The following is a 22500-nucleotide window of genomic DNA, read 5'->3' as shown; positions in this document are numbered from 1 at the left end:
GTTTTCATTTCGCTTTTTGTGATGGCAGCCCTCAAGGCGGAGGCCATCGCACGGCCTGCTGCCCGAGGCCGAGACCTGTGGAGGATGTCCGATGAAGCCGGATGAGATCGGGGCGATCTTCGACGCGACCGCGGAGGAGTTCGTCTCCCTGGCTCCGCACCTGTGGGATCCGATCGGCGCCGCCACCGTCCGCACAGCGGACGTGCGGCCGGGCGAACGAGTGCTCGACGTGTGCTGCGGCGCGGGGGCCTCGGCCCTGCCCGCCGCGGTGGCGGCCGGGCCAGAGGGCGCCGTCGACGCCATCGACCTGGCCGAGTCGCTGCTCGCTCACGGCCGGCGCCGGGCCGACGCCCAGGGGCTGGCCAATCTGCGATTCATCCGCGCCGACGCCACCACCTGGCAGCCGGGCGTCCGTTACGACGCGGCCATCTGCGTTCACGGCGTCTTCTTCCTCCCCGACATGGACGCGACGGTCAAGCGGCTCATCGGCCTGGTACGCCCGGGAGGCCGCTTCGCCGTCACCACCTGGGCCAAGGGCGCGCTGGAACAGTACGGCCGCGCGTTGCACGCCGTGATCGAGAAAGTGCGCGGCGCCGCCGTGGAGTCGCCGTCCAGCCGGGACTCTGTCACCAGAATCGACACCGACGAGGGCCTGGCCGGCTGGCTGACCGGCCTCGGGCTGGCGGATGCGCGGATCACCAGGGCACCCCTGGCCGTGCCGCTGACCTCCGAGCTCGCCTGGCTGCTCGTCACGGGCAGCGGGTTCCGCGGCATGCTCACCGGCCTGGACGCCGACGCGGTGTCGAGGGTCCGCGACGACCTTTTCGCGAGCCTTGAGCGCGAAGGGCTCGACCAGGTGGACGCTTCCGTGCTGATAGGCATCGGCCATCAACGCTGACAAGCGCCCAGCGGCCGATCCACTGGACCGCACCTGACCGGCTTGCCGTGGCCGACCTGGCCTGCCTGACGCCTGGTAGTCACCGCCTACAACGGGGTGTGCTGCCACGAACGCCACCAGCCCGGCCCTGTCACCATCTACCCCTACGGCGGCTCGCGCCCGCGACGCCGCGGAACTGACCATGCCCGTCTACCGGGAGAAGGCCTCCCGCCTGGCTTCGACGCCACCGGCCGCCGGCGGCGCCCCCGAGGTCACCATCCGGGGCTTCTCCTGCAAAAGCCCTGAGGACAGCACCCCCAGCTCCTTCCCCACGGCATCGCCACCACGAACCCCATTCCTCGCCGTACTGGGCGGCGCGTGTCGTCCTGAGTGCTGCGGCGAGGTCGGCGATCGCCGGCCGGAAGGCCGGCACGGGCGAGGGGCCGCAGCAGCGGATCCATGTCCACGGCGACGACCTCGGTCGTGGGCCAAGTGCCGGGCCGACGGCGCCCTTCCCGGACCGCCCGCGCGCGTCCCGCGGTCTGTCAGCGCCTGGCCGGGAGGCGCAGCGGGATCTCGTAGTGGACGGTCGGGATACGGCCGGGGTCGCCGTCCCGGTCGTCGTGGACGACGTCGGCGACGGATTTCCAGAACGGCTCCGCGCCGTCACTCCGGGGCGAGTGCACGAACCGGGCGCGGGAGCCGTGCTGGCGCGCGGTGGCCGACGTCAGGTCGTGGGCGTACTCCACCTGCCCGCCCAGCAGCATTGATCCGGGCGGACTCCTCGTTGGCGATCAGGAACTCCAGCTCCTCAATCTGCGGGGCTCCTTCCCAGTAGCCGGGGTTGCGGGTGAGCACCACCGACCGGCCGGGTGTCCACGACTTGAACCGGAACGGCCCCGGAGCCGACCGGCTGGGAGAAGTCGCGCAGCTCCTCCGGAAGCGCGTATCACCCCCGATTTCCTGGCACTGCGGACGGATACACGGTCCCCACCAGCTCGAGGTGTCCCAGCGCGGCACTCAACCAGAAGAGCCCCGCCACCGCGACCATACCGAGCGTCATCACGAGGGCGTCGAGCCAGGTGAAGCGGGTGGGGACGCGATCTTCGCGGGTCGGATGGGCGCCGAATCCGCGGGCGTCCATGGCGAGCGAGATCCTCTCGGCGTGCCGAATGGTTCCGGCCATCAAGGGGATGAGCATGTGGGACGCGCGGGTCAAGGCGCCGAACGGTCCCCGCCGCTCACGAACGCCACGGATCCGGTGTGCCGCGTTGATGATCGCGATGTCCCGGCGCAGCCGGGGCACGAAGCGCAGCGCCACCAGCGCGGGATACACGTACCGGTAGGGGATCTTGAGCTGGTTGACCAGCGCACCGGCGAGCTCCGGCCCCGGGGTTCCCGCGCCACCCAGTACGGTCAACGAGATCAGCCCGGTGACGCGCAACACCGTCGCCGCGCCTGACTCGAGCGCGCCGGCGTGCACGGTCAGCGGCCCCACTTCCAGAACCACCTGAGTTCCAACAGAGATCTGCGGGGCAGTGGTCAGCGCGAACACGAGGACGGTCCACGTGAAGACCACGGCTGCGACAGCGGCGCCGATCAGGAACCTCAGCGGCCGGGGCCGCGTCACGGCGACGGCGGCCGTCAGGGCGAGCACGGTGAAGACCAGAGGCGTGAAGACGTCCCGGACGAACAGCAGCACCACCATCGGCGGCAGCACGATCGCGATCTTGGTCAGCGGGTTGATCCGGGGCCGGGGCCGTTGGCCCGGATGTCCCGCCGTTCCCCGGTCGGGAGTGGTCTGGGAGGCGTGGCCGGTGGCGACGGACTGTCCCGTCATCGCAGCCGCGGACTGAGGTCGGTGAGCCGGAACACTGTCTCCCACCGGGGCCGGCCGGGGGCCACCGCGGTGGCGAGCCGGCGCACCGGCGGGGGAAGCAGCCCTGCCCTTTCCAGCAGCGCGTCATCGCGGAGTACGCCTTCGACCGGGGCATGGGCGAGCAGCTCGCCGTCGGCCAGCACCGCGACGTGGGTGGCGTGTTCCGCGACCAGTTGCAGGTCGTGGCTGACGATTATCACGGTGGTGCCCGCGGCGTGCAACGCGTCGAGCAGGGAGAGCAGCTCCCCCGCCCGCGCCCGGTCCTGGCCGAACGTGGGCTCGTCCAGCACCAGCAGCTCGGGCCCGTAGATCAGCGCCGTGGCCACCGACAGGCGGCGCTTCTCTCCGTGCGAGAGCATGAACGGGTTCACATCCTTGTATCGGGCCAGGTCGAAGCGCTCGAGCATCAGGGCGACCCGCTCGGTCACCTCGTCGCCGGGAAGGCCACGCACGAACAGCCCGTGGGCGAGTTCCTCGGCGACGGAACCGGTGACGAACTGGTGCTCGGGGTTCTGGAAGACGTATCCCACGCGATCACTCAGCTCCCGCGCCGAGAGCCTGGAAATGTCTGCCCCGTCGATGCGGACTCGCCCCGGGGGCGGCCGTAGCACGCCCGTCAGGCATCCTGCGAGCGTGCTCTTGCCTGCGCCGTTCAGCCCGATCACCGCGAGATAGGCACCGCGCGCAACCGAGAGCGAGACGCGGCGAAGCACGTCCGCGCCGCCCAGCCGGACGGTCAGGTCGTCCACTTCCACCAGGGTGGTAGCCATGATCTCGGTGGGGGACGACTGCGCGTCCCGCTCATCGACCTGTCCCCGTGAGAGATCGGTCACGGGTTCCTCACGCAGGACCGAGGCAAGGCCCTCCAGGGTCAGCGGGGCATCCCGCGGCGCGTCGCCGTACAGCCCGAGCCGCCGGGCGGCCTGCACGGCCGTGGGCCCGTACACCCCGAGTGCGTCGAGTTCGTCGGCATGCCCGGCGAGAACCTCGGCCGGGGTGCCCCTCAGCCGCACCTTTCCCTCCGCGTCGAGGACGACGACCCGGTCCGCGATGGCGACGGCGTCGTCCAGGTCATGCTCGATCAGGATCACGCTCGTCCCGTGCTCCGCCACTCTGCCCAGAAGGTGGTAGAAGTCGCGGGTACTCCTGGGGTCGAGGTTGGCTGTCGGCTCGTCCAGCACCAGGACGCTCGGCCGGGTCGCCAGCGCACAGGCGAGCGCCAGCTTCTGCCGCTCGCCGCCGGACAACCGCGTCGGATCCCGCAGCGCCGGCTCCGAGGTATCAGCCAGCCCGACCTCGGCGAGGACGGCCATGGCACGCGGCTCGATCTCCGCTCGGGGGGTCAGCAGGTTCTCCAGGCCGAAGCACACCTCGTCCAGCAGAGTCGCGCAGACGATCTGGGCATCGGGATCCTGGAACACCATTCCCACCACGTCACACAGCCGTCCGGGCGGATGATGGGCGGTGTCCCGTCCAGCCACGCGAACCCTGCCGCGCAACTCCGCCGGGACGCTGTGCGGGACGAGCCCGTTCAGTGTGAGGGCGAAGGTGGACTTCCCGCACCCGGAGGGCCCCAGCAACAGCACGACCTCTCCGACGGAGACGTCCAGGTCCAACCCGCCTCCCACCCATCCGTCCGACGTGTCGTAACGGACCGCGACGCCTTCGGCCTCGATCAGGGTCATGGCGTCCGGCTCCGGCGGGGGCCGACCCCGATTCCCGCGGCAGCGAGGCGACCAACGGACAGGTACGACAGCCAGGCGCACAGGACGCAACTCGCCACCGCGCCGCCGACCACAAGGGCGACGATCACGGGCTGCATCTGCCCGAGCCCCAGCGGCCCCCACCCCATCGCGGCGTTGGCGAGGCCGATGAACGCACCGGTTCCCAGGAAGATGGCGACGGGGAACCGCCGGTATCGGGTGATCAGAAAGGGGAGTTCGATGACGAGTCCCCAGAAGAGCATTGTCGCCGCCAGCGCCCAGCCGTACCCGGTAAGCGGTCCGGAGACCAGCCCTGCGACGACGTTCGCCAGAATCCCCACGCCGAATCGGCGCAGCAATCCAACGGCCACGTATGCGGCCATCCCCCAGAGCCCCCACGTCACCGCCCCGAGTAACGGGTAGGTCATGGTCATCGCGAGGGTGTAGATATTGGCCGGGATGAGCAGCAGGCCGAACACCACTCCCACCGCAGCCGCGATCATGATGGTGCGTGTCGAGTAGCCGGTCATGAGTCTCTTTCGTTCGGTTGGATGTGATGACCTTCAGAGCGCGCCTTCGTCCATGAGGTCGGCCCCCATGTCCAGGTCGTCGATCACTTCGAAGGCGGCCAGAGCGCCGGAATGCCGTACCCCGTCGATGACCGTCTCGGGATCGAGTACATCGGCCGCGTAGTGCACGCCGGGCGGGATCCGGCCTTCGGCCACCGCGTGGGTCGTCAGGCCGGCGACCACGGCGATCAGCCGGTAGGCCTCCTCCGTCCGCAGCGCCACGGTGCGGACGGAGTGCCGGCCGGCGACGTCGCCCGCCATCCTGAACAGCAGGGTGTAGTACGGCAGGCGCCCGAACATGTCGAGATCGGCCGCGCGGGTGAGCTCGGCGACAGCCGCCTCCATCTCCTCGTCTGTCCACGGCGGCCGGCCACGCATGCCGGTGAAGGCGCTGAGCAGCCGGTCGCCAGCGAAGACGTTCCAGAAGTCCATCGACGCGGCTCCGATCGCGGAGGCCAGCCGTTCCGACTCACCGCCGAAGAACGGCTGCAGGGTGACTCGGTCGGGGAAGAAGGGCAGTTCCACGTCCGTGACGGGACGCAGCACCCCCACCTCGATCTTGCCGTTCCGCCAGCCGGCGAGGGCCTGACCGTAATGGTCCCCTGAGTCCCCCCGCATGCTGAGGATCATGTCGGTCGCGCTGCCTGGGCTGCACCGTTCGAGGCCCCCGATGTAGGTGGTCAGCGCGTCCACGCGATCGAAGCCGGCGGCCATCCAGCGGGGGATCAGCCCGGACAGCCCAGGCAGGACGCCCGCGGAGAGCACCGCACGGCGAGACGCAAGTCCGAGCACGGAGAGCCGTTCGTGCACCGGCTCGTCACCCGAGACGTCGACGTAGCCCGCTCCCCCGCGCAGGGCCGCCCGCGCGAGGGCATCGAGGATCAGATACGAAGGGCCGGCACAGTTGAGCACGGTGTGGCAGCCCGAGCAGAACCGGTCCATGCTCTCCGGGTCGTCGAGATCGAGCCGGTGCACGCTCGCATCCGGGAGTGTGGCCGCGATCCGCTCCAGCTCGGCGGGGCGACGACCGCCCAGCCGGAGCGGTCCGGCACCAAGCCCGGCCAGCACCGAGACCGCGCGCCTTCCGACGGTCCCGGTCACGCCGGCCACACCGATCATCCGCCCGCCCGCAGGAGACCCGCCTGGAGCGTGAGCCGCTCGGCGGTCAGTCCGGTCTCGCGGGCGAGGTCGTCGAGGCCGAAGGTGTGCCACTGACTGGTTCCATGGACGGTGCGGACCTCACCTTCCTCACCGGTGATCCGCCAGGTGGTGTTCAGCACCATGAGGTCGTCCTCACCGGGCTCCCCGCGCAGCGTGGCCTCGTAGAGATGCTCCCCGATACGTTCTTTCGCGTACGGCATCGGCGGCAGCGTCTGTGGTTTCTCGATGGGAAGCAGCTCGACGACGACCGGGGCGCCGGGAGCGAGCCGGGGCAGCAGCCTGTCCCACAGGCGCGCCCGCTCGTCGCGGTCGAGCATGCCCAGGACGCCGTAGAGCACGACGGCCGACAGCGTCTCCGGGATCGCCATCCCCTGTGCGTCATCGGCGAGGATGGTGACGCGGGACCGCAGATCGTCGTCGGCGACGACGCGGTGCGTGAGGACGGTTCGCATCACGAGGTCGGGTTCGACGGCGACGATCCGGGCGCCGGGCACCGCCTCGGCGATGATCTGGACTGTCCTGCCTGTTCCCGCGCCGACGTCGAGGATCGCACCGGCCGACGGGTCGACCTCGGCCAGGACCGAGCGCAGCGCGTCGCCTCCCTCCGAATGCGTGCGGGTGACGACGTCGTAGAACTCGACGGCCGGGGAAATGAGCGTGTCTTTCATGGAAGTCCGCCAATCATGGGGCCGGGGGCAGGGGGTCGGCGATCGGGCTGAGCGTCTCGGCGATGAGACCGGTCACGGCCCTGCGGTGTTCGTTCAGGAAGAAGTGGTCACCGGGAAATGTGCGCAGGCGCATCTCCCGATCGGTGTAGCGGGACCAGTCGCGCGCCTCGGCCAGGCTGAGTTCCCCGTCGTCGATGCCGGCCAGCACGGTGATCCGAACGGGCAGCACGACGTCCGCGCCCGGTCGGTAGGACTCGATGAGCCGGTAGTCGCTCCGGATGATCGGCAGCACGAGCGCCGCCAGTTCCGGCTCGGCCAGCAGCTCCTTGTTGGACGGGCTCAGCCGGATCAGCTCGGCGGCGATCCCCTCGTCGTCCAGGCTGTGGACGGTGCCGTCGCGGTGATGGACGGGGGGCTCCCGTCCCGAGACGAACAGGTGCACCGGTGGCGGCAGGCCACGCTGGAGCAGCATGACCGCGACCTCGTAGGCGATGGCCCCGCCCATGCTGTGGCCGAACAGGGCGTACCGGCCCCGGGTGAGGGGGGCGACCTCGTCGGCGATCCTGGCCGCTGCCGTGGGGAGGTCGTGGACATGGGGCTCGGCGTATCGGTCCTCCCTGCCGGGGTACTGCGCGATGTGCACCTCGATCCGCTCGCCGACCAACGCGGGCCAGGCCCGGTAGGCGCTCGCCGAGCCGCCGGCGTGCGGCAGGCAGATCAGCCGGCAGCCCACTGCCTGGCGCGGCTGGTAACAGCGCAGCCACCGGCCCGCAGGCTCCGTCATCCTCCTCACCGTCCCTCCTGCTGCAGTTCGGCGAGCAGTTCCGGCAGCGGCAGCGGTTGGGGCTCCGGCGGGTGGATCGGCTCTGGCGGCCCGAGCCGGGCCGACAGGTCCTGCCACTGTGCGGTGAGGCTGAGCGCCCACTGCGACCACTTCGCCGGCTGGGGGGCACCCGCCGAGCCGGCGATGTCCTGCTGGAACTCTCGCAGGGCGTGCACCACGGCGTCCGGCCAGACCCGATCGAAGATCTCGAGAAAGGTCGGGTCCTGTGCCCCGGGCGCCTTGGCACCGTCGAGGCGCTGCGTACTGGACACACCGAGGCGACCGGTCTCCGGGCCGCTGAGGACCAGGCGTCCGGTGGCGTCGCGTTCGCCGTGCAGGCGCGGGCTCCACAGCACGGGCCCGTGGGTGTCGGCCAGAGAGAGCACACCGCCTTCGAAGCCCACACTGACCCGGTGCAGCAGCAGCGCATGGTTGTCGAGGTCGGAGGGGTTTATCTGGTTCTGCACGCGGAGCGTCACGGGCACTTCGCCGATCACCCCGTGGACGGTGGAGTAAGGAGCGGGCGTTCCCGCGAGCGCCGCCAGCTCCGGTGGGACGGTGTCGGGGTCGGCGAAGCGCCATGGCCGCAACCCGCCCACCGCGCGCCCGACGATGTCCAGCAGCGAGGGGAGCACCTGGATCGCGCAGGCCGTGTCGACGAAGAGCGGTCGTTGACGCCGCCGGGCCACCTCTGCGGCGTCCAGGAAACGGCGGACGGGCGCGAGGTGCGGGTGGAAGGCGTTCACCCGGTAGTGCACCCCGTGCTCACGGGCCGCCCGCAGGCACGACTCCAGTTCGTCGCGGTGCAAGGGAAGTTCCTGCATGACGTGGATCCCGCGGGCCAGCAGCCGCAGGGCCAACACGGTGCCGTCGCCGCCGCCGGTCCCGCCCGTAACGACCACGCAGGCGATGTCCACGTCTCCGGGGAGATCGTCGACGTCGGTGAAACAGGTGACGCCGTGCTCAGAGGCGATACGCCGGGACTGGTCGCTGCCCCGCGCCAGCACCCCCGCGAGCTCCACGTCCGGCGAGCTCCGCACGGCCCGCAGGTGAATGCGGCCGAACCCCGTGCCGCACACGATGACTCTCGGGCGCCGGGTCATCGCCCGGCCCTCGCGAGCAGGTGGGCGATCTCAGGCGCGTTCGACGCGGACATGCAGCCGAAGTGATCGCCGGGGAGGTCGTGCACGGAGATGCCGCCCATACCGATTCGCTCCCAGAAGCGGCCTACATCGACCCTCGAACCGGGCAGCAGGGTCGACGAGCCGCTGTTGCGCAGCAGCGTCATCGGTCCGGCGTAGGGGTCGGCGCGATGGCGGCTGACGGCGAGCATGCTCTGCCGGAAGACCTCGAAGAAGCGGGTGAACTCCGCGAGGGTATAGCTCCCGGAGTTGTAGGCGCCCTCGGGGGTGGCGACCCGGTGGATCGCGGCGAGCCGCCGCGGCCGGTCGTCTCGGGCGAAAGCCCTGAACGACGAGCCCACCGCGGCGTGCTCACCGTTCAGGGAGGTGAGGCAGCCGTCCGGGAGTCGCTCCGGCGTCGTCGCCAGGATCTCGCGCACCGCCCGGCCGATCACCTCGGCGTCATGCGGCAGCCCGAGGGCTTCGAGGTCGGCGCCCATCGATTGGGCGAACAGGTACTCCACCATCAACTCGTCGTCCACCGCCGGTGGCTGGTATGAGCTGATCACCATCAGCCCCTCGACGGTGGCACCCGCCTCGATGAGCGTGCGGGCCACCTCGGTCGCGAGCAGCCCACCGAGGCAGTATCCGACCACGGTGAAGGTGGAGCCGTGACCCAGCAGTTCGCGCGTGTAGTCGGCGGCCAGCCGGTCGATCACCGCCTCGGGAGGCAGCGCGAGGTAGCGATCGAGATCGGTGATCTCCAATCCGAGCAGCCCACCGCGGCCGACGGCTCGCAGCCTCGCCAGCAGCGGCTGGTACGGCTGGAGCGTGCCGGTTCCCGCGTGCACGAAGACGCACAGAGGCTCGTCGGATCCGGCGCTCTCGCTCAGCACGACGACGGGGCAGTCCCGCTTCTCGGCCACCGCACCGGCGCCACCGGACGAGCGCAGGTAGCCGGCGAGACCCCGGACCGTGGGGTCATGCAGCATCCGGCGGGTCAGCAGTGCCCACTCCACTCCTGCGGCCTCGGGCACCTGTTCGCGGAGGCGTCCGACCATGCGTGACAGCAGGAGTGAATCGCCGCCGAGGGAGTAGAAGTCCTGTTCGCGGCCGACATGCTGGACGCCGAGCAGCTCACCCCACAGCTCGGCGATACCCCGCTCCAGGTCGTCGGCGAGCGTCTGGCCGGTGTCGATCACCTGGTCCCCTTGGCTCGCGGGGAGCAGGCTCGTGAGCGCGGATCTGTCGAGCTTTCCGTTCGCCGAGCGCGGCAGGGCGTTCACCAACTGCACCGTCGCCGGCACCATGTACTCCGGCACCTGGGCCGTGAGGTGCGCCGTGACCTGCTCCGCCGTCGTATAAGCACGGCCTGCGTCGAACCGGGCGAGAAGGGCGCCCTGCCCCGCCAGGCCCAGCGCGCTGTCCTCCGGAGGGAGGCAGATCAGATCCTCTGCCCCCGTCTCAGCCAGAAGGTCCAGCCACTGGTCCCGCGTGAAGAACGCCCGCCCCGTGCGGACGCGGTCATCGGTGAAGCCCTCGCCCGTGAACTCGAACTCCATCGACACGAGCTGCGGATAGTTGTGCGGCCGGGTCGGCTCGATGAACACCAGCCAGCCGCCGGGGGCGAGCATCTCCCGCAGCCGTGCCAGCACCTCCGCCGCGTTCAGGGCGTTGTGCAGCACGTTGGCGCAGAGAATGACGTCCGCGCTGTTGGACGAATAGCCCTGGGCCCGGAAGTCGGCGTTGACGTCGAAAAGTCCGTACCGCATCCACGGATGCTCGCCGAACGTCCCGCGCGCCTCGCTCAGGAAGAACTCCGAGATGTCAGTGAACAGGTAGTCGGGTGCGAGATCGGCCACCGCCGGCACCACGTCCGCCGTCGTCCCGGCTATGCCGGCGCCCACCTCCAGGATCCGCAGAGGCCCCGCACCGGCGGATCGCCGACCGTGCCGTTCGGCGATCCGCCGGAGGGCCGCCGCGACGATGCCGTTGATCCCCCGCGCGACCAGGTTCTCGCGGTAGACCGCCCTGGCGGCGCCGAACTCGCCGTCAGGGAAAAGGGCGTCGCGCACGTCGAAGTCCCCGCGGAGCAGGTCGCCGAGGCGGTCTCCACAGGTGCGGATCAACCGCATGAGGCCATCCCCGTAACCGACGCGCTCCTCCAGCTCGCTCACCCGATCCCAGGCCATCGCCACCGATCCCTGGTCGGCGGGGACGAGGTCGTGGAACGTGCCCGCCTCCTCGTCGAATCTCACGGCCTCCGCGGCGACCAGGGCGTCGAGCCAGCGCCGCAGGAGTCTCCGGTGCCGGTCCGCGACTCCGGTGGCGTCGGCGATCTCGGCTGCCGTGTGCCCGGCTCCGGGCGTGGCGAAGAGCCCGCTCGCGCGCAGCTGCGCTGCCATGGCCTGAACCGCGGCCGTGTCGGTCTCTTGCATGAGGACGGTGAACGCCTCGGCGTCCAGCGCCTCCGCGGCCGTTCGCCATGCCGTGGCTGCCGCGTCGATGACGGCTGTGAACTCCTCAGTGCTTCCGGCCGCCTGATCGAGCACGTCGGCGGGCCCGAGCTCGGCGAAGGCGGCGAGTCTTCTGGCGTCGCCGTCGCCCACGGCGAGCACGGCCGCGTCGGCGAGGGCCGGATGGGACCGCAGCGCCGCCTCGATCTCCCCGAGTTCCACCCGATGTCCCCGCACCTTGACCTGGGTGTCCTCCCGCCCCAGGAATTCGATCACGCCATCCGGCAGGTAACGTCCGAGATCACCGGTGCGATAGAGCCGGTCGCCGGTGACCGGATGGGTGATGAAGCGCGACGCGGTCTTCTCCGGATCTCCGAGATACCCCTGCGCCAGGCCGGCGCCGCCGATGTAGAGCTCACCGGCCACCCAGTCCGGGCGGTCACGCAGGGCGTCGTCGAGGACGTGGAACGTCTGATTGGCCAGCGGCCTGCCGTACGGGATGCTTCGCCAGCCGGGCCTGACCTCGTCGATCGGGTAGACGATCGACCAGATGGACGCCTCCGTGGCGCCGCCGAGCGCCACGATGCGCAGGCCGGGCAGATGTTCCCAGACCCGGCTGGGCACACTCACCGGAATCCAGTCTCCCGACAGCATCGCCAGCCGCAACGTGGCGGCGCGCTCCCCTGCGTCGGCCAGATACTCCTGGAACATGCGCAGCTGGGACGGCACCGAGTTCCACAGCGTGACGCCGTGCATATCGATGAGATCCGCCCAGTGCGAGGGGTCGGCGCGCCGGTCGCCGTCCGGAATGACGACCGTGCCACCCGCGGCGAGGACGCCGAAGATGTCGTAGACGGACAGGTCGAAGCCGAGGTTCACGATGCTGAGCACGCGGTCCTGCGGCGCGACGGCGAATCGGGCGTTGATGTCCGCGATGGTGTTGGCCGCGGCCCGATGGCTGATCACGACGCCCTTGGGCGCGCCGGTCGACCCGGACGTGTAGATCACATAGGCCGGGTCGTCCGGCGAGGCCAGGCGGGCGGGCAGCTCGGGTGATGCGTCGTCCAGGCCGATCGTGTCGACGGCGATGGTGCTCATCTCGGCTGGCAGCTGATCGCCCGCCTCGCTCCACGACTGGGTCAGCGCGAACCGGACCCCTCCGTCGGCGAGGATCCGGTCGCGGCGCGCTCGCGGCTGCCCGTGGTCGAGCGGCAGGTAAACGCCGCCGACGAGCAGCGCGCCCAACACCCCGACCACCTGCTCCACGCCCTTGCTCATGACCACTGCGACCCTGTCGCCGGGTTCGCATCCGGCGGCCCGCAGCCGGGAGGCGATGGCGGCCGCCCTCGCGTACAGCTCCCCGTAACTGAGCGTCGTCCGCGCGTCGGCGACAGCCGTACGGTCCGGCGTGTCGCGGGCATGGTTCAGGATCGGCTCATGCAGAAGGTGGTCGGGCAAGGGCGCGGAGGTGTCGTTCGCCTCGGTCCTGCGCACGCGCTGGCCGGGCGGCAACCGCACGGGGTCACCGTCCTCCCATGCCTGTTCCGTGGTGGCGAGTTCGGCGACCAGGGTGGTGAACGCCCCGAACGCGTCTTCGGCGAGCCCTTCCGGCAGCACGTCCCACCGGACATCCCAGATGAGCAGCGGCGGGCCGGCCTGCTGCACGACCTGGCAGTCGATCCACACCTGCGGCGTCTGCGTCAGGCCGTTCAGGAACCGGCCCATCGGCTCCCGTTCCGGAGAGGCGCCCGAACCCAGGGTGCTGGTGAACACGACGGGCATCAATGCCGGTCGGCCCCGCCGCCTGGTCAGCTCGGCCAGCACGTCCAGCCCGGTGAAGAGGCGATGGTCGAGGTCGTCGAAGAGCCGGGAGGTGAGGGCCTTGGCACGTTCGGCGAAGGACGGCCCCGCGTCCAGGTCGACGGCGAGCAGGCTCACGGTGGTGAAGTCGCCGACCACGGACTCGATCCGTTCGTGCAGCGGAAGACGGTTGAAGATCGGCAGGTTCAGGGTGAACCGGCGATTGCGGGCCCACCGGCCGATGGTCTCCGCGTAGGCGGCGAGCAGGGTCCCCGACTCGGTGACGCCGTGCCGCCGCGCACGCTCGCGCAGGCCTGTCCATTCGTCCTGGGACAGTTGCCGGCTCAGGCGGCGGAACCGGGCCGGGCCTACCTCCTGCCATGGTTCTGAACGCGGAAGCAGGTCGCCCAGCATCGGCAACTCGGGCGCCGGAGGCAGGTCGTCGATCCGGTCGAGCCAGTAAGCCCGGTCCCGGTGGAAAGAGGGGCCGTCGCGCAGCGACCGCTCCGCCATGACGTAGTCGCGGAACGTGGCCGCCGGTGGTGGTGGCGGCTTCTCGCCGAGCAGGAGCTGATCCAGCTCCGCGAGGAGAAGCTGCAGGCTCGCGGAGTCGACGACCAGGAGCTCGATCAGCAGGTGCAGCACGGTGACGCGATCGGTCACCGTGGTGTGCAGGGCGAACAGCGGCCAGGCGCCAGTGTCGCCGACGCTGTCGTGCAGCTCTCGTCGGATGGCGGCGACATGGTCCTCGGCCCGGGCATCGGGCGCCCCGCTCAGGTCGGTGACCGGAATCGCGTAGCCGTCGACGGACGGGAGGATCCTCTGGTGTCCTTCGCCGTCCACGACCGCGCGCAGCATGTCGTGGCGCCGGACGAGCTCGTTCCAGGCACGTTCGAGGTGCTCAGGCGCGACCCCCTCGTAGGCGATCTCGAGATATCCGGTACAGGCGACGCCGCCGTACTCGAACGTCTGGTGCCGTCCGAGCAGGTAGGCCGACTGCATCTGGGTCAGAGGAAACGGCTCGTACCGGGCCGCGGGGTCGGTGACCAGCGTGGCCGTGTCCGCCTGGAGGTAGGCCAGTAACTCGGCCCTACACGCGATGAGCCGGGCCTTGCGCTCTTCGGTGAGGACCCCGCGCGGTGCCCGATAACGGAGCCGGCCGTCCTCGGCCCACAGCCGGACACCGAGGTGGCCCAGCTCGGTGACCAGGTCACTGACTGTCATAGCGTTCCGTCCTCCAGAGCGTCCGATGCGATGAGCTGCTCGTCGATGTCGCGGGCGAGGACGGCGAGCACGGGAGCGGCGAAGAACGCACGCAGCGAGAGATCGACCCCGAACTTCTGGGCGGCTCGCTGGAGCATCCGGGTGCCGCCCAGCGAATCGCCACCCAGCACGAAGAAGTTGTCGGTCCGGCTCTCGGGGACGCGGCCGAGCAGCTCGCCCCACAGCACGGCCAGACTTTGCTCCACCTCACCTTGCGGCGGGCCGTCGGGCCCCACGTCGTGCGCGGTCCTTACGTCCGCGTCGACCGGAGCGGGCTCAGCCATGGGTTCGAGCGCGCCGGGCATCGATGGATCGATCGGCCGCGTCCAGTCCGCCCTGGTCAGCCGTTCCACCAGCTCCAGGTAGGCGGTGAACGCGGTGTCCACCAGGCCGCTGGGGAACAGTTCGTCGACGCTGTCCCAGCTCAGCAACACGCCGTCCGGTAGCTCGACGGCTTGGTGGTCGAGCCAGACCTGAGGGGTCTGGGATCGGGTGTGGTCGGGCCACCGGACCGTGCGGGCCAGGGCGTCGTCGACGCCGAGCATGCTGGTGAAGACCACCGGAACCGCCTGCGTGAGCCCGGCGTTCTGGCGGGCCAGCTCGCGCAGCACGCGCACGCCCGAGATCTCCTGGTGGTCGAGGTCGCGCCAGACCTGCTCCTGGAGGCGGCGCACCCGTTCCAGCCAGCTCTCCTCCGGCCGCCGGCGGTAGGCCACCAGCAGCAGCGAGGTGAAGTCGCCGACGACGTGGCCGATGTCGGGGTGGACGTCGCGCCGGTCGAACAGGGTGAGGTTGACGGTCAGGTCCGGCTGCCCGCTCCAGGCCGAGAGCACCTCGGCGAAACAAGCGAGCAGCAGCACCGACGGTGTGAGCCCGTTGAGCCTCGCCTGCTCGGTGAGGGCGTGCCAGGCCGCCCCGTCGATCTTGCTCTCTCGGCGGTGGAAGCGGGGGATCTCGACCTGGCCGGGGTCCTTCAGGACCGGCAGCCGCGGACCGGGCGGCAACTCGGCGGCCCGCCTCAGCCAATACGCCTCGGCCGCGGCGAGCCGGCTCTCGTCGGGTTGTGCCTGGAGCGCGTAATCGCGGAAGGTGATGCCGATCGCAGGAAGCTCGACGTCCGGATCGGCGGTCAGGCGCTCCCACTCAGCGAAAAGGATCAACATGGACAGCCCGTCCACCACCAGGTTGTCCAACGTCACACACAGCCGAACCGACCCGCCACACCGCACCGCACGGATGTCGAACAACGGCCACGACCCCGGATCCAGCAGCCGCCGCGACATCTCCTCCCGGACCCGCTCCACCACCCGCGCGTCGCCGTCCACGACCGCGAACCGATAGCGCGGCACCCGCGGCAGCACCCGCTGCGTACCGTCCTCCTCAACGACCGCCCGCAGCATGTCATGCCGGACCACCAGCCGATTCCAGGCCTCCTCCAACCGGCCCAGATCCCCCTCGGCATGCTCGTACTCCACATAGAACTGCGCGCCGATCCCACCCAGCACGAAATCGGACCGCCGCCCCAGCCAGTACGCCTGCTGCACCTCCGTCAACCCGAACGACTCGAACCGGCCCTCACGATCAGCCACGATCGACTTCGCCGGCGACGCCTCACCCCACTCCAACGTCGCGGCGAAATCCGCCAGCCCCGGCGACACGAACAACGCGGCCAGCTCCGCACCGCCCAACCCCGCCCGCCGCAACCGATCCACCAGCCGCGTCGCCAGCAAACTGTCCCCACCCAAGGCGAAGAACCCATCATGACGACCCACCCGCGACACTCCCAGCAGATCACCCCAGATCCCCGCGACCGTCTCCTCCACCACCCCGACCGGCGCCTCGAAACCGCGTTCCGGGGCACGGTCGGCACTGCTGGTCAGCGCCGCCCGGTCCACCTTGCCGTTGGCCGTCAGGGGGAAAGAGGCGACCGAGATGATCTGCGCGGGTATGGCATGCGTGGGCAGGCGCTCGGCAAGGAACTCCGCCAAACCGTCGAGGCCACCGCTCCCTTGCACGAACGCGACCAGACGCCTGCGGTTCCGTTCTCCCGGGGCCACGCACACGGCCTGCGCCACTGCCGGGTGCGCCGCCAGGGCGGCCTCGATCTCCCCGAGTTCGATCCGGTGCCCGCGCACCTTGACCTGTGTGTCCCTGCGGCCAAGGAACTCCAGCGTGCCGTCAGGCCAGTACCGGCCCAGATCACCGGTCCGGTACCAGCGCCCCGCGTCGTCCTCGACGAACTTGTCCGCCGTCCGCTCCTGGTCGCCCCGGTATCCGGCGGCGACGCCGATTCCGCCGATCCACAGCTCACCGGGCACCCAGTCCGGGCAGTCGCGATCCTCCTGGTCCATCACGCGGAACCGCTGGTTGCGCAGCGGATATCCGTACGGAATCGACGACCATTCCGGGTTCACGTACGTCACCTCGAAGGCGTTCGACCAGATCGACGCCTCGGTCGCTCCTCCCAGCGCGATGAAGTCGCAGCCCGGCACCAGCGAACGGAGCCGGCCGGGCAGGTCCAGGCCGACCCAATCTCCCGACACCATGGCCAGCCGGAGTGAGCCGGGCAGCGAGCGGTCCATCTCCGCCACGGTCACCAGCATCTCCAGCAACGCGGGCACGGTGTTCCACACCGTCACCCTGTGCCGGCGCACCAGTTCCACCCAGCGTTGCGCGTCGCGGCGATCGTCCTCACCGATCAGCACCAGCGCGCCTCCGGCGCCGAGCAGCCCGAAGACATCGAACACGGACAGGTCGAAGTCCAGTGCCGAGACGGCCAGGACCCGGTCAGCGGGGCCGACCCCATAACGCTGCACAATGTCGTCGACCGTGTTGACCGCACTGCGGTGGGAGATCTCCACCCCCTTCGGCTCACCCGTGGAGCCGGAGGTGAAGATCACGTACGCGAGTGCCTCAGGGGCGACCACCACCGGGCTGGACAGCGGCTCGCACTGGTCCGCCCCGGCGAGGTCGTCGAGCACGGTGACGACCCCGGCTCTCTCCATCAGACTCCGGCGGCGCAACTCGGGCTGGTCCACCCCCACCGGCACATAGACTCCGCCGGCGGCGAGCGTTCCCAGGACCGCTGCGATCTGGTCCGGCCCCTTCGGCAGGCTGACCGCCACCGGATCCCCGGGCCTCACTCCTCGACCGGCCAGCAGCGCCGCCACCCGCAGGGCCCGATCGGCGAGGACACCGTAGGACACCTGCTCCCCGTCGCGGCACAGCAGCGCCGTATGCCCGGGATCGGCCTCGGCGCGTTCGAAGAACGCCTGGTGGAGCAACCGCCCCGATTCCTGGCCGGTCGTCGCGTTCACCCGCTCCCGGGCCAGGCGCTGTTCCACGGGGAGAGCCATGACCGGACGCCGCGACCAATCCTCTTCGTCGCCCAGCCACACCAGCAGGTCCCGGTACGCGGCGAACATGGCGTCGAGCACGCCTGGCGGAAACAGCTCGTCGACGGCGTCCCACACCAGCTGGAGTTCACCTTCGTGCTCGAAGAGCTGGTGGTCCAGCCATACCTGCGGGGTCTGCGAGGCGCCCCCCACCCAGCGCGGAAACGCCTCGGGCAGCCCGGAGAACGGCTCCCCTCCCAGGCCGAGCGTGCTGGTGAAGACGACGGGGAACGCCGCGGAGGGGGCATCCGTGCCACGGGCCAGCTCGCGCTGCACCCAGATCGACGACACCGCCCGATGCTCCAGGTCCCGGCCGAGCCGCGCCTGGAGGCGACGCGCCGCCACCAGCCATCCCTCCCCCTTCACGGGCCGGTACTCCAGAGGCAGCAAGGTGGTGAAGTCGCCGAGCACCCGGCCGATGTCGGGGTGGACGTCGTGCCGGTCGAACAGAGTGAGGTTGACGGTCAGGTCCTGCCGGTCGCTCCACCTGGACAGCACCCGCCCGTAGCATTCCAGCAGCACCACCGACGGTGTCAGGCCGTGCTCCCGCGCCCGCTCCTTGATCTTTTTCCACCGGCCGACCGGCACGCCGGCCGCGCGTCGCGTGAACCGCGGGCGGACCGCGGCGGGATTGGCGTCGAGAGGCAGCTGAGGGCCGGGCGGCAATTCGGCCAGACGCTCCCGCCAGTAGGCCTCGGCCGCCGTCCGGTCCGAGGGGGGTGTGTTCATCACGTGATCGCGGAAGGTCACCCCTATCGGGGGAAGCTCCGCGGCGGGCTCGGCGTAGAGCTGCGCGAGTTCGGCGATCATGGTGTTGACGCTGAGCGCGTCGAACGCGACCGCGTCCACGCTCACGGCCAGCCTGGTACGGCCGTCACCGTAACGGACCGCGCGCACGTCGAACAGCGGCCACCGTCCGGGCTCACCGGCCCATCCGTACAGGAACTCCGGATCGGGGACGGCCGCGTCAAGGACCTGGATGGTGACCGGGGGCGTCTCGGGCAGGATCCTCTGGGTGCCGTCGTCCCCGATGACGGCCCGCAGCATGTCATGCCGGGCGACCAGCCGCTCCAGGGCCTGGCGCAGCCGGTCCAGGTCCACGCCCGCCCCGTCGAAGGTGAGCCGGAAGACCGCGGGAACGCCGCCGAGCGCGAGCCCCTCCGAGCGGCCCAGCCAGTACGCCTGCTGCACCTCGGTCAGCGGGAACGGATCGAAGCGGCGGCCGGCATCGGGGACGAGCACCGGCGTCGCCTCGCCCGCACCTGGGGTCAGGGCCTCGGCGAACTCGGCGAGTGCAGGCGTCTCGAACAGGTGGGCGATTTCAGCGCCCCTCATCCCTGCCTCGCGGAGCCTGTTCACGAGCCGGGTGGCGAGCAGGCTGTCCCCGCCCAGCGCGAAGAAGCCGTCACGGCGGCCGACCCGTTCCGCACCGAGCAGCTCGCGCCAGAGCGCCGCCACCGTCTCCTCGACCACCCCCACGGGCGGCTCGAACCCGTCGTCCCGTCCGGCGAGGGCGAACGCCGCGTGGATGGCCTTGCGGTCGATCTTCCCGTTCCCGGTCAGGGGGAGGCCTTCCAGGACGCGAATCACTTCGGGAACCATGTATCGGGGAACCCGCTCACCGAGCCAGTGGCGCAGGGAATCCGCTTCCAGCCGACCCGGCGTTTCGGGGTCGGATGCCACGACGGCCGCGGCGAGCCGGGGGCCCGCCGCCACTTCCACGACAGTGGCGATCGCCCTGCCCACGCCCGGGTGGGCGGCCAGATGCGCCTCGATCTCCCCCAGTTCGATCCGATGCCCGCGGATCTTCACTTGGTGATCGGAGCGGCCCAGGAACTCCAGCGTGCCATCGGGCAGGTAGCGGGCCAGGTCACCGGTGCGATACCAGCGTCGGCCGTCCACCTCGACGAATTTCTCCGCCGTCCGTTCCGGATCGCCCCGGTATCCCCTCGCGACGCCGGGGCCCGAGACCCACAGCTCCCCCGGCACCCAGTCGGGACGGTCCTCCCCTCGCGCATCAGCGACCCGGCACCGCATGTTGCGCAGCGGACGCCCGTACGGCACGGCCCGCCACGCCGGGTCCACCTGATCGACTTCGCGGACCGTGGTGTGAATCGCCGCCTCGGTCATCCCGCCGAGCCCGGCGAACCGGCAGCCAGGGACAAGTTCGCGCAGGCGCCCGGGCAGGTCGACGGTGACCCAGTCGCCCCCCAGCATGACCAGCCTCAGCCGCGATCCCGGAAGGTCCCGTGAGCCGGCCACGAGCAGCATGTCCAGCAGCGCCGGCACACAACTCACCACCGTCACGTCCCATCGGCGCAGCATTCGCGCCCACGCGCGTGCGTCCCGGCGCTGCTCCTCATGGAGTACGGCCACACTGCCTCCGCGGGAAAGGAAGGCGAACATGTCGTAGGCGGACAGATCGAAGTCGAGCGACGAAAGCGTCATGGTCCGGTCCGAACCGTCCACGCCGAACACGTCATTGACCGCGTCGATCGTGTTGGCGACGGCTCGGTGCGGCACCTCCACGCCCTTGGGCACGCCGGTCGAGCCGGAGGTGAACAGCACGTACATGACCGCCTCGGGGTCGACGTGCGCGATGTCCGGCAGCGGCGCGAACCTGACCGCGTCCTCCATGGGGATCGACGTGACACCCGGCGGCCAGTCATGTTCCTGGTCGGTCAGAACGTGCGTGACACCCGCCGCGCCGTACACGTGAGCGCGTCGCGCCGGAGGAACGTCGAGCCCGGAGGGCACGTACGCCGCCCCGGCGGCGAGCGCCCCCAGCACGGCCACCACCTGGTCCGGGCCCTTCGGGAGGGTGATCCCGACCGTGTCCCCTGGCCGGATCCCACGGGCGTGGAGCAGGCCGGCGACCCGGCGGGCCCGCAGCGACAGCTCGCCGTAGGTCATCGATCCGTCCGTGCCGCCGTCCCCCGGCGTGGTCCAGACCAGGGCGATCCGGTCGGGCCCATCCTCGGCGAGCCGGAAGAACCGCTCGTGGAGGGGGCCTCCGGCAGCGGGACCGTCGTTGTCGTTGACCCGCTCGCGCACCGGCCGCTGGGCGGCGGGCAGACCGCGCGGAGCCGGCGCGTCCCAGGAGGTGCGATCCGCGATCAGCGCCCCGACCAGATCGACGAACGCCTTGAACATCGCGTCGAGGAGGCCGGGCGGGAACACCGATTCGCGGGCGTCCCAGTTGACCAGCAACCCGTCGTCGAGTTCGGTCGCCTGCGCGTCCAGCCAGACCTGCGGCCCCTGCGAGATGATCCATGACGGCTCCCCGAAGCACCGCCGTACATCAGGTGCGAACAACTCGCCGAGCTCCAGCGCGCTGGTGAACACCACGGGCGCGAGCACGACCTCGCCGCCGTTCGCCCTGGTCAGATCGCGCAGCACCTCCACCCCGGTGTAGGCGGCGTGGCCCATCGCCTCCCGGAGGTCCTTCTGCACGCGGGCGGCCCGGGCGGAGAACGGCATCGCCTCGGCCAGGTCCACATCGAGCAGCACCGAGCTGGAGAAGTCCCCGACGAGCCGGCCCACGTCGTCGTGAAGAGGCTCGCGGTCGAAGGTCGGCAGGTTGAGCAGGAACCGGTCGGTGGCGCTCCACCGGGCGATCACCTCGGCGAACGCCGTCGCGAGGACCACCGCGGGGGTGAGCCCGCGCTGGTGTGCCCACTCGCGTAGCCGCTGCCGACCGGCCGGTGCGATCCAGTGATGCCTGCGTACCACAGTCGGCGTCGCACCCGCGCTGTCGTCGGGGACGACGGGGAGGGCCGGCGGCCCGGGAAGGTCGGCGAGCCGCTTCCGCCACCATGCGGCGGCCTGCTCGCGCTCCTCGCGGCTGGTCGCGGCACGTTCCGCGCGATACCGGGGATAGCTGTAGCCGAGCGGGGGCAGGTCGGCGTCCGCCCCATTGGTGTACAGCTCGGACAGGTCCGCCAGCAGAACCCTCAGGCTGAGCGCGTCGGCCGCCACCATGTCGAGGTTCACGTGCAACCGGCTGCCGCCGTCGAAGAGGCTGAGCTGGATGTCGAAGACCTCGCCGGACGCGATGTCCATGATCCGGTGGGAGAGCGACTCCCTGGTGGCGGCGAGCCGCCGCTCGGCCTCGGCCGTCTCCATGCCTCGCAGGTCGTGAACGCGCAGGCCGGGCCAGTTCGGCTGCTCGCCGATCCGCTGACGCCCGTCGTCGCCGATCCTGACCCTGAGCATGCCGTGGCGGGCGAACAGAGCCCGCACCGCCGGTTCCAGCCGCCCCGGGTCCACGCCGGGGCCTTCGCTCGTGTCGGACCCCGCGTCGAACCTCACGTCGAACCCCATGTCGAACTCGGTGTAGAAGTGCGCGGCGACTCCCCCGAGCCGCTGGTTCTCGGCCCGCCCGACCCAGAAGGCGTGCTGCATCACCGCAAGATCGAACACCCCGGCCTCGTCGACGTCCGGGCGCGGCGCGGTGACGTCCCGGCGTGGGCCGCTCTCTCGGATGACCGACCACCACTCCCCGACGGTCGTGTGTTCGGCGAGGTCGGCGAAGCTCACGGCGACACCTTGCCGTCGTAGCCAGCCGACGAGCCGCATCAGCCGGATCGAGTCGAATCCGAGGGTGAAGAGGTCGGTGTCCTCTGACACCTGCTCCGCCGAAGCCTCGGCCAGTTCACCGACCGCGACGCGGAGATCGTCCGGGCTGACGGACAGTGGCTCGTTCATGTTCGATCCCAATCAGGTTCGGAGCAAGCGGCAGCGGCTCAACGCGAGATCTCTAGAAATTTCGGGCATGTCTGATTG

At 70.6% G+C, this 22500-nt stretch carries 12 protein-coding genes; 1 reads left to right on the top strand and 11 read right to left on the bottom strand.

Annotation, left to right across the window (positions count from 1 at the left end; all coding sequences use genetic code 11):
• Positions 1 to 91: 91 nt before the first annotated feature.
• Positions 92 to 898 (top strand): class I SAM-dependent methyltransferase, encoded by an 807-nt coding sequence (locus tag E1267_RS11900; protein ID WP_132332498.1) that lies wholly within the window; start codon positions 92 to 94, stop codon positions 896 to 898.
• A 524-nt stretch (positions 899 to 1422) separates the two neighbouring features.
• Here E1267_RS11900 and E1267_RS46265 read toward each other — a convergent pair.
• Genes E1267_RS46265 through E1267_RS11850 form a run of 11 tightly spaced genes read right to left on the bottom strand, consistent with a single transcriptional unit; the run spans position 1423 to position 22422 of the window.
• Positions 1423 to 1644 carry a hypothetical protein gene (locus tag E1267_RS46265; protein ID WP_246063777.1) on the bottom strand — a complete coding sequence of 74 codons (222 nt, stop codon included), beginning with the start codon at positions 1642 to 1644 and terminating at the stop codon, positions 1423 to 1425.
• Positions 1544 to 1897, bottom strand: a complete 354-nt coding sequence (locus tag E1267_RS47645) for an ABC transporter substrate-binding protein (protein WP_342774803.1) — start codon at positions 1895 to 1897, stop codon at positions 1544 to 1546. The genes E1267_RS46265 and E1267_RS47645 overlap by 101 nt, the downstream gene beginning before the upstream one ends.
• A complete protein-coding gene (locus E1267_RS11890; RefSeq protein ID WP_132332497.1) occupies positions 1827 to 2717 on the bottom strand; it encodes an energy-coupling factor transporter transmembrane component T in 891 nt (296 codons plus the stop codon). The genes E1267_RS47645 and E1267_RS11890 overlap by 71 nt, the downstream gene beginning before the upstream one ends.
• A complete protein-coding gene (locus E1267_RS11885) occupies positions 2714 to 4441 on the bottom strand; it encodes an ABC transporter ATP-binding protein (RefSeq protein WP_132332496.1) in 1728 nt (575 codons plus the stop codon). Before E1267_RS11885 ends, E1267_RS11890 begins: the two co-directional genes overlap by 4 nt.
• Positions 4438 to 4989: an ECF transporter S component gene (locus tag E1267_RS11880; RefSeq protein WP_132332495.1), complete on the bottom strand. Its 552-nt coding sequence runs from the start codon at positions 4987 to 4989 to the stop codon at positions 4438 to 4440. The genes E1267_RS11885 and E1267_RS11880 overlap by 4 nt, the downstream gene beginning before the upstream one ends.
• 33 nt (positions 4990 to 5022) lie before the next feature.
• On the bottom strand, positions 5023 to 6129 hold the full coding sequence (locus E1267_RS11875; RefSeq protein ID WP_165959567.1) for a saccharopine dehydrogenase family protein: 1107 nt from the start codon (positions 6127 to 6129) through the stop codon (positions 5023 to 5025).
• A gap of 14 nt (positions 6130 to 6143) precedes the next feature.
• Entirely contained in the window at positions 6144 to 6857 is a 714-nt protein-coding gene (locus E1267_RS11870; protein WP_132332493.1) for a class I SAM-dependent methyltransferase, read from the bottom strand.
• Positions 6858 to 6870: 13 nt separating this feature from the next.
• Positions 6871 to 7641: a thioesterase II family protein gene (locus tag E1267_RS11865; protein WP_132332492.1), complete on the bottom strand. Its 771-nt coding sequence runs from the start codon at positions 7639 to 7641 to the stop codon at positions 6871 to 6873.
• Positions 7642 to 7646: 5 nt separating this feature from the next.
• The gene (locus E1267_RS11860) at positions 7647 to 8783 is read right to left on the bottom strand and encodes a Gfo/Idh/MocA family oxidoreductase (protein ID WP_132332491.1); all 1137 of its coding nucleotides are present in this window, start codon (positions 8781 to 8783) and stop codon (positions 7647 to 7649) included.
• Positions 8780 to 14281, bottom strand: a complete 5502-nt coding sequence (locus E1267_RS11855) for a non-ribosomal peptide synthetase (RefSeq protein WP_132332490.1) — start codon at positions 14279 to 14281, stop codon at positions 8780 to 8782. The genes E1267_RS11860 and E1267_RS11855 overlap by 4 nt, the downstream gene beginning before the upstream one ends.
• Positions 14278 to 22422 carry a non-ribosomal peptide synthetase gene (locus E1267_RS11850; RefSeq protein ID WP_132332489.1) on the bottom strand — a complete coding sequence of 2715 codons (8145 nt, stop codon included), beginning with the start codon at positions 22420 to 22422 and terminating at the stop codon, positions 14278 to 14280. The genes E1267_RS11855 and E1267_RS11850 overlap by 4 nt, the downstream gene beginning before the upstream one ends.
• Positions 22423 to 22500 lie beyond the last annotated feature (78 nt).

The sequence above is a fragment of the Nonomuraea longispora genome, assembly GCF_004348345.1.
Classification (GTDB): domain Bacteria; phylum Actinomycetota; class Actinomycetes; order Streptosporangiales; family Streptosporangiaceae; genus Nonomuraea; species Nonomuraea longispora.
The sequence above is the reverse complement of the archived record's forward strand: the minus strand, read 5'-3'. Positions and strand labels throughout refer to the sequence as shown.

What these genes read in the sequence shown, in the direction of transcription:
- E1267_RS11900 (WP_132332498.1), top strand. Translation starts at nt 92, where the DNA reads ATGAAGCCGGATGAGATCGGGGCGATCTTCGACGCGACCGCGGAGGAG.
- E1267_RS46265 (WP_246063777.1), bottom strand. Translation starts at nt 1,644, where the DNA reads ATGCTGCTGGGCGGGCAGGTGGAGTACGCCCACGACCTGACGTCGGCC.
- E1267_RS11890 (WP_132332497.1), bottom strand. Translation starts at nt 2,717, where the DNA reads ATGACGGGACAGTCCGTCGCCACCGGCCACGCCTCCCAGACCACTCCC.
- E1267_RS11885 (WP_132332496.1), bottom strand. Translation starts at nt 4,441, where the DNA reads ATGACCCTGATCGAGGCCGAAGGCGTCGCGGTCCGTTACGACACGTCG.
- E1267_RS11880 (WP_132332495.1), bottom strand. Translation starts at nt 4,989, where the DNA reads ATGACCGGCTACTCGACACGCACCATCATGATCGCGGCTGCGGTGGGA.
- E1267_RS11870 (WP_132332493.1), bottom strand. Translation starts at nt 6,857, where the DNA reads ATGAAAGACACGCTCATTTCCCCGGCCGTCGAGTTCTACGACGTCGTC.
- E1267_RS11865 (WP_132332492.1), bottom strand. Translation starts at nt 7,641, where the DNA reads ATGACGGAGCCTGCGGGCCGGTGGCTGCGCTGTTACCAGCCGCGCCAG.
- E1267_RS11860 (WP_132332491.1), bottom strand. Translation starts at nt 8,783, where the DNA reads ATGACCCGGCGCCCGAGAGTCATCGTGTGCGGCACGGGGTTCGGCCGC.
- E1267_RS11855 (WP_132332490.1), bottom strand. Translation starts at nt 14,281, where the DNA reads ATGACAGTCAGTGACCTGGTCACCGAGCTGGGCCACCTCGGTGTCCGG.
- E1267_RS11850 (WP_132332489.1), bottom strand. Translation starts at nt 22,422, where the DNA reads ATGAACGAGCCACTGTCCGTCAGCCCGGACGATCTCCGCGTCGCGGTC.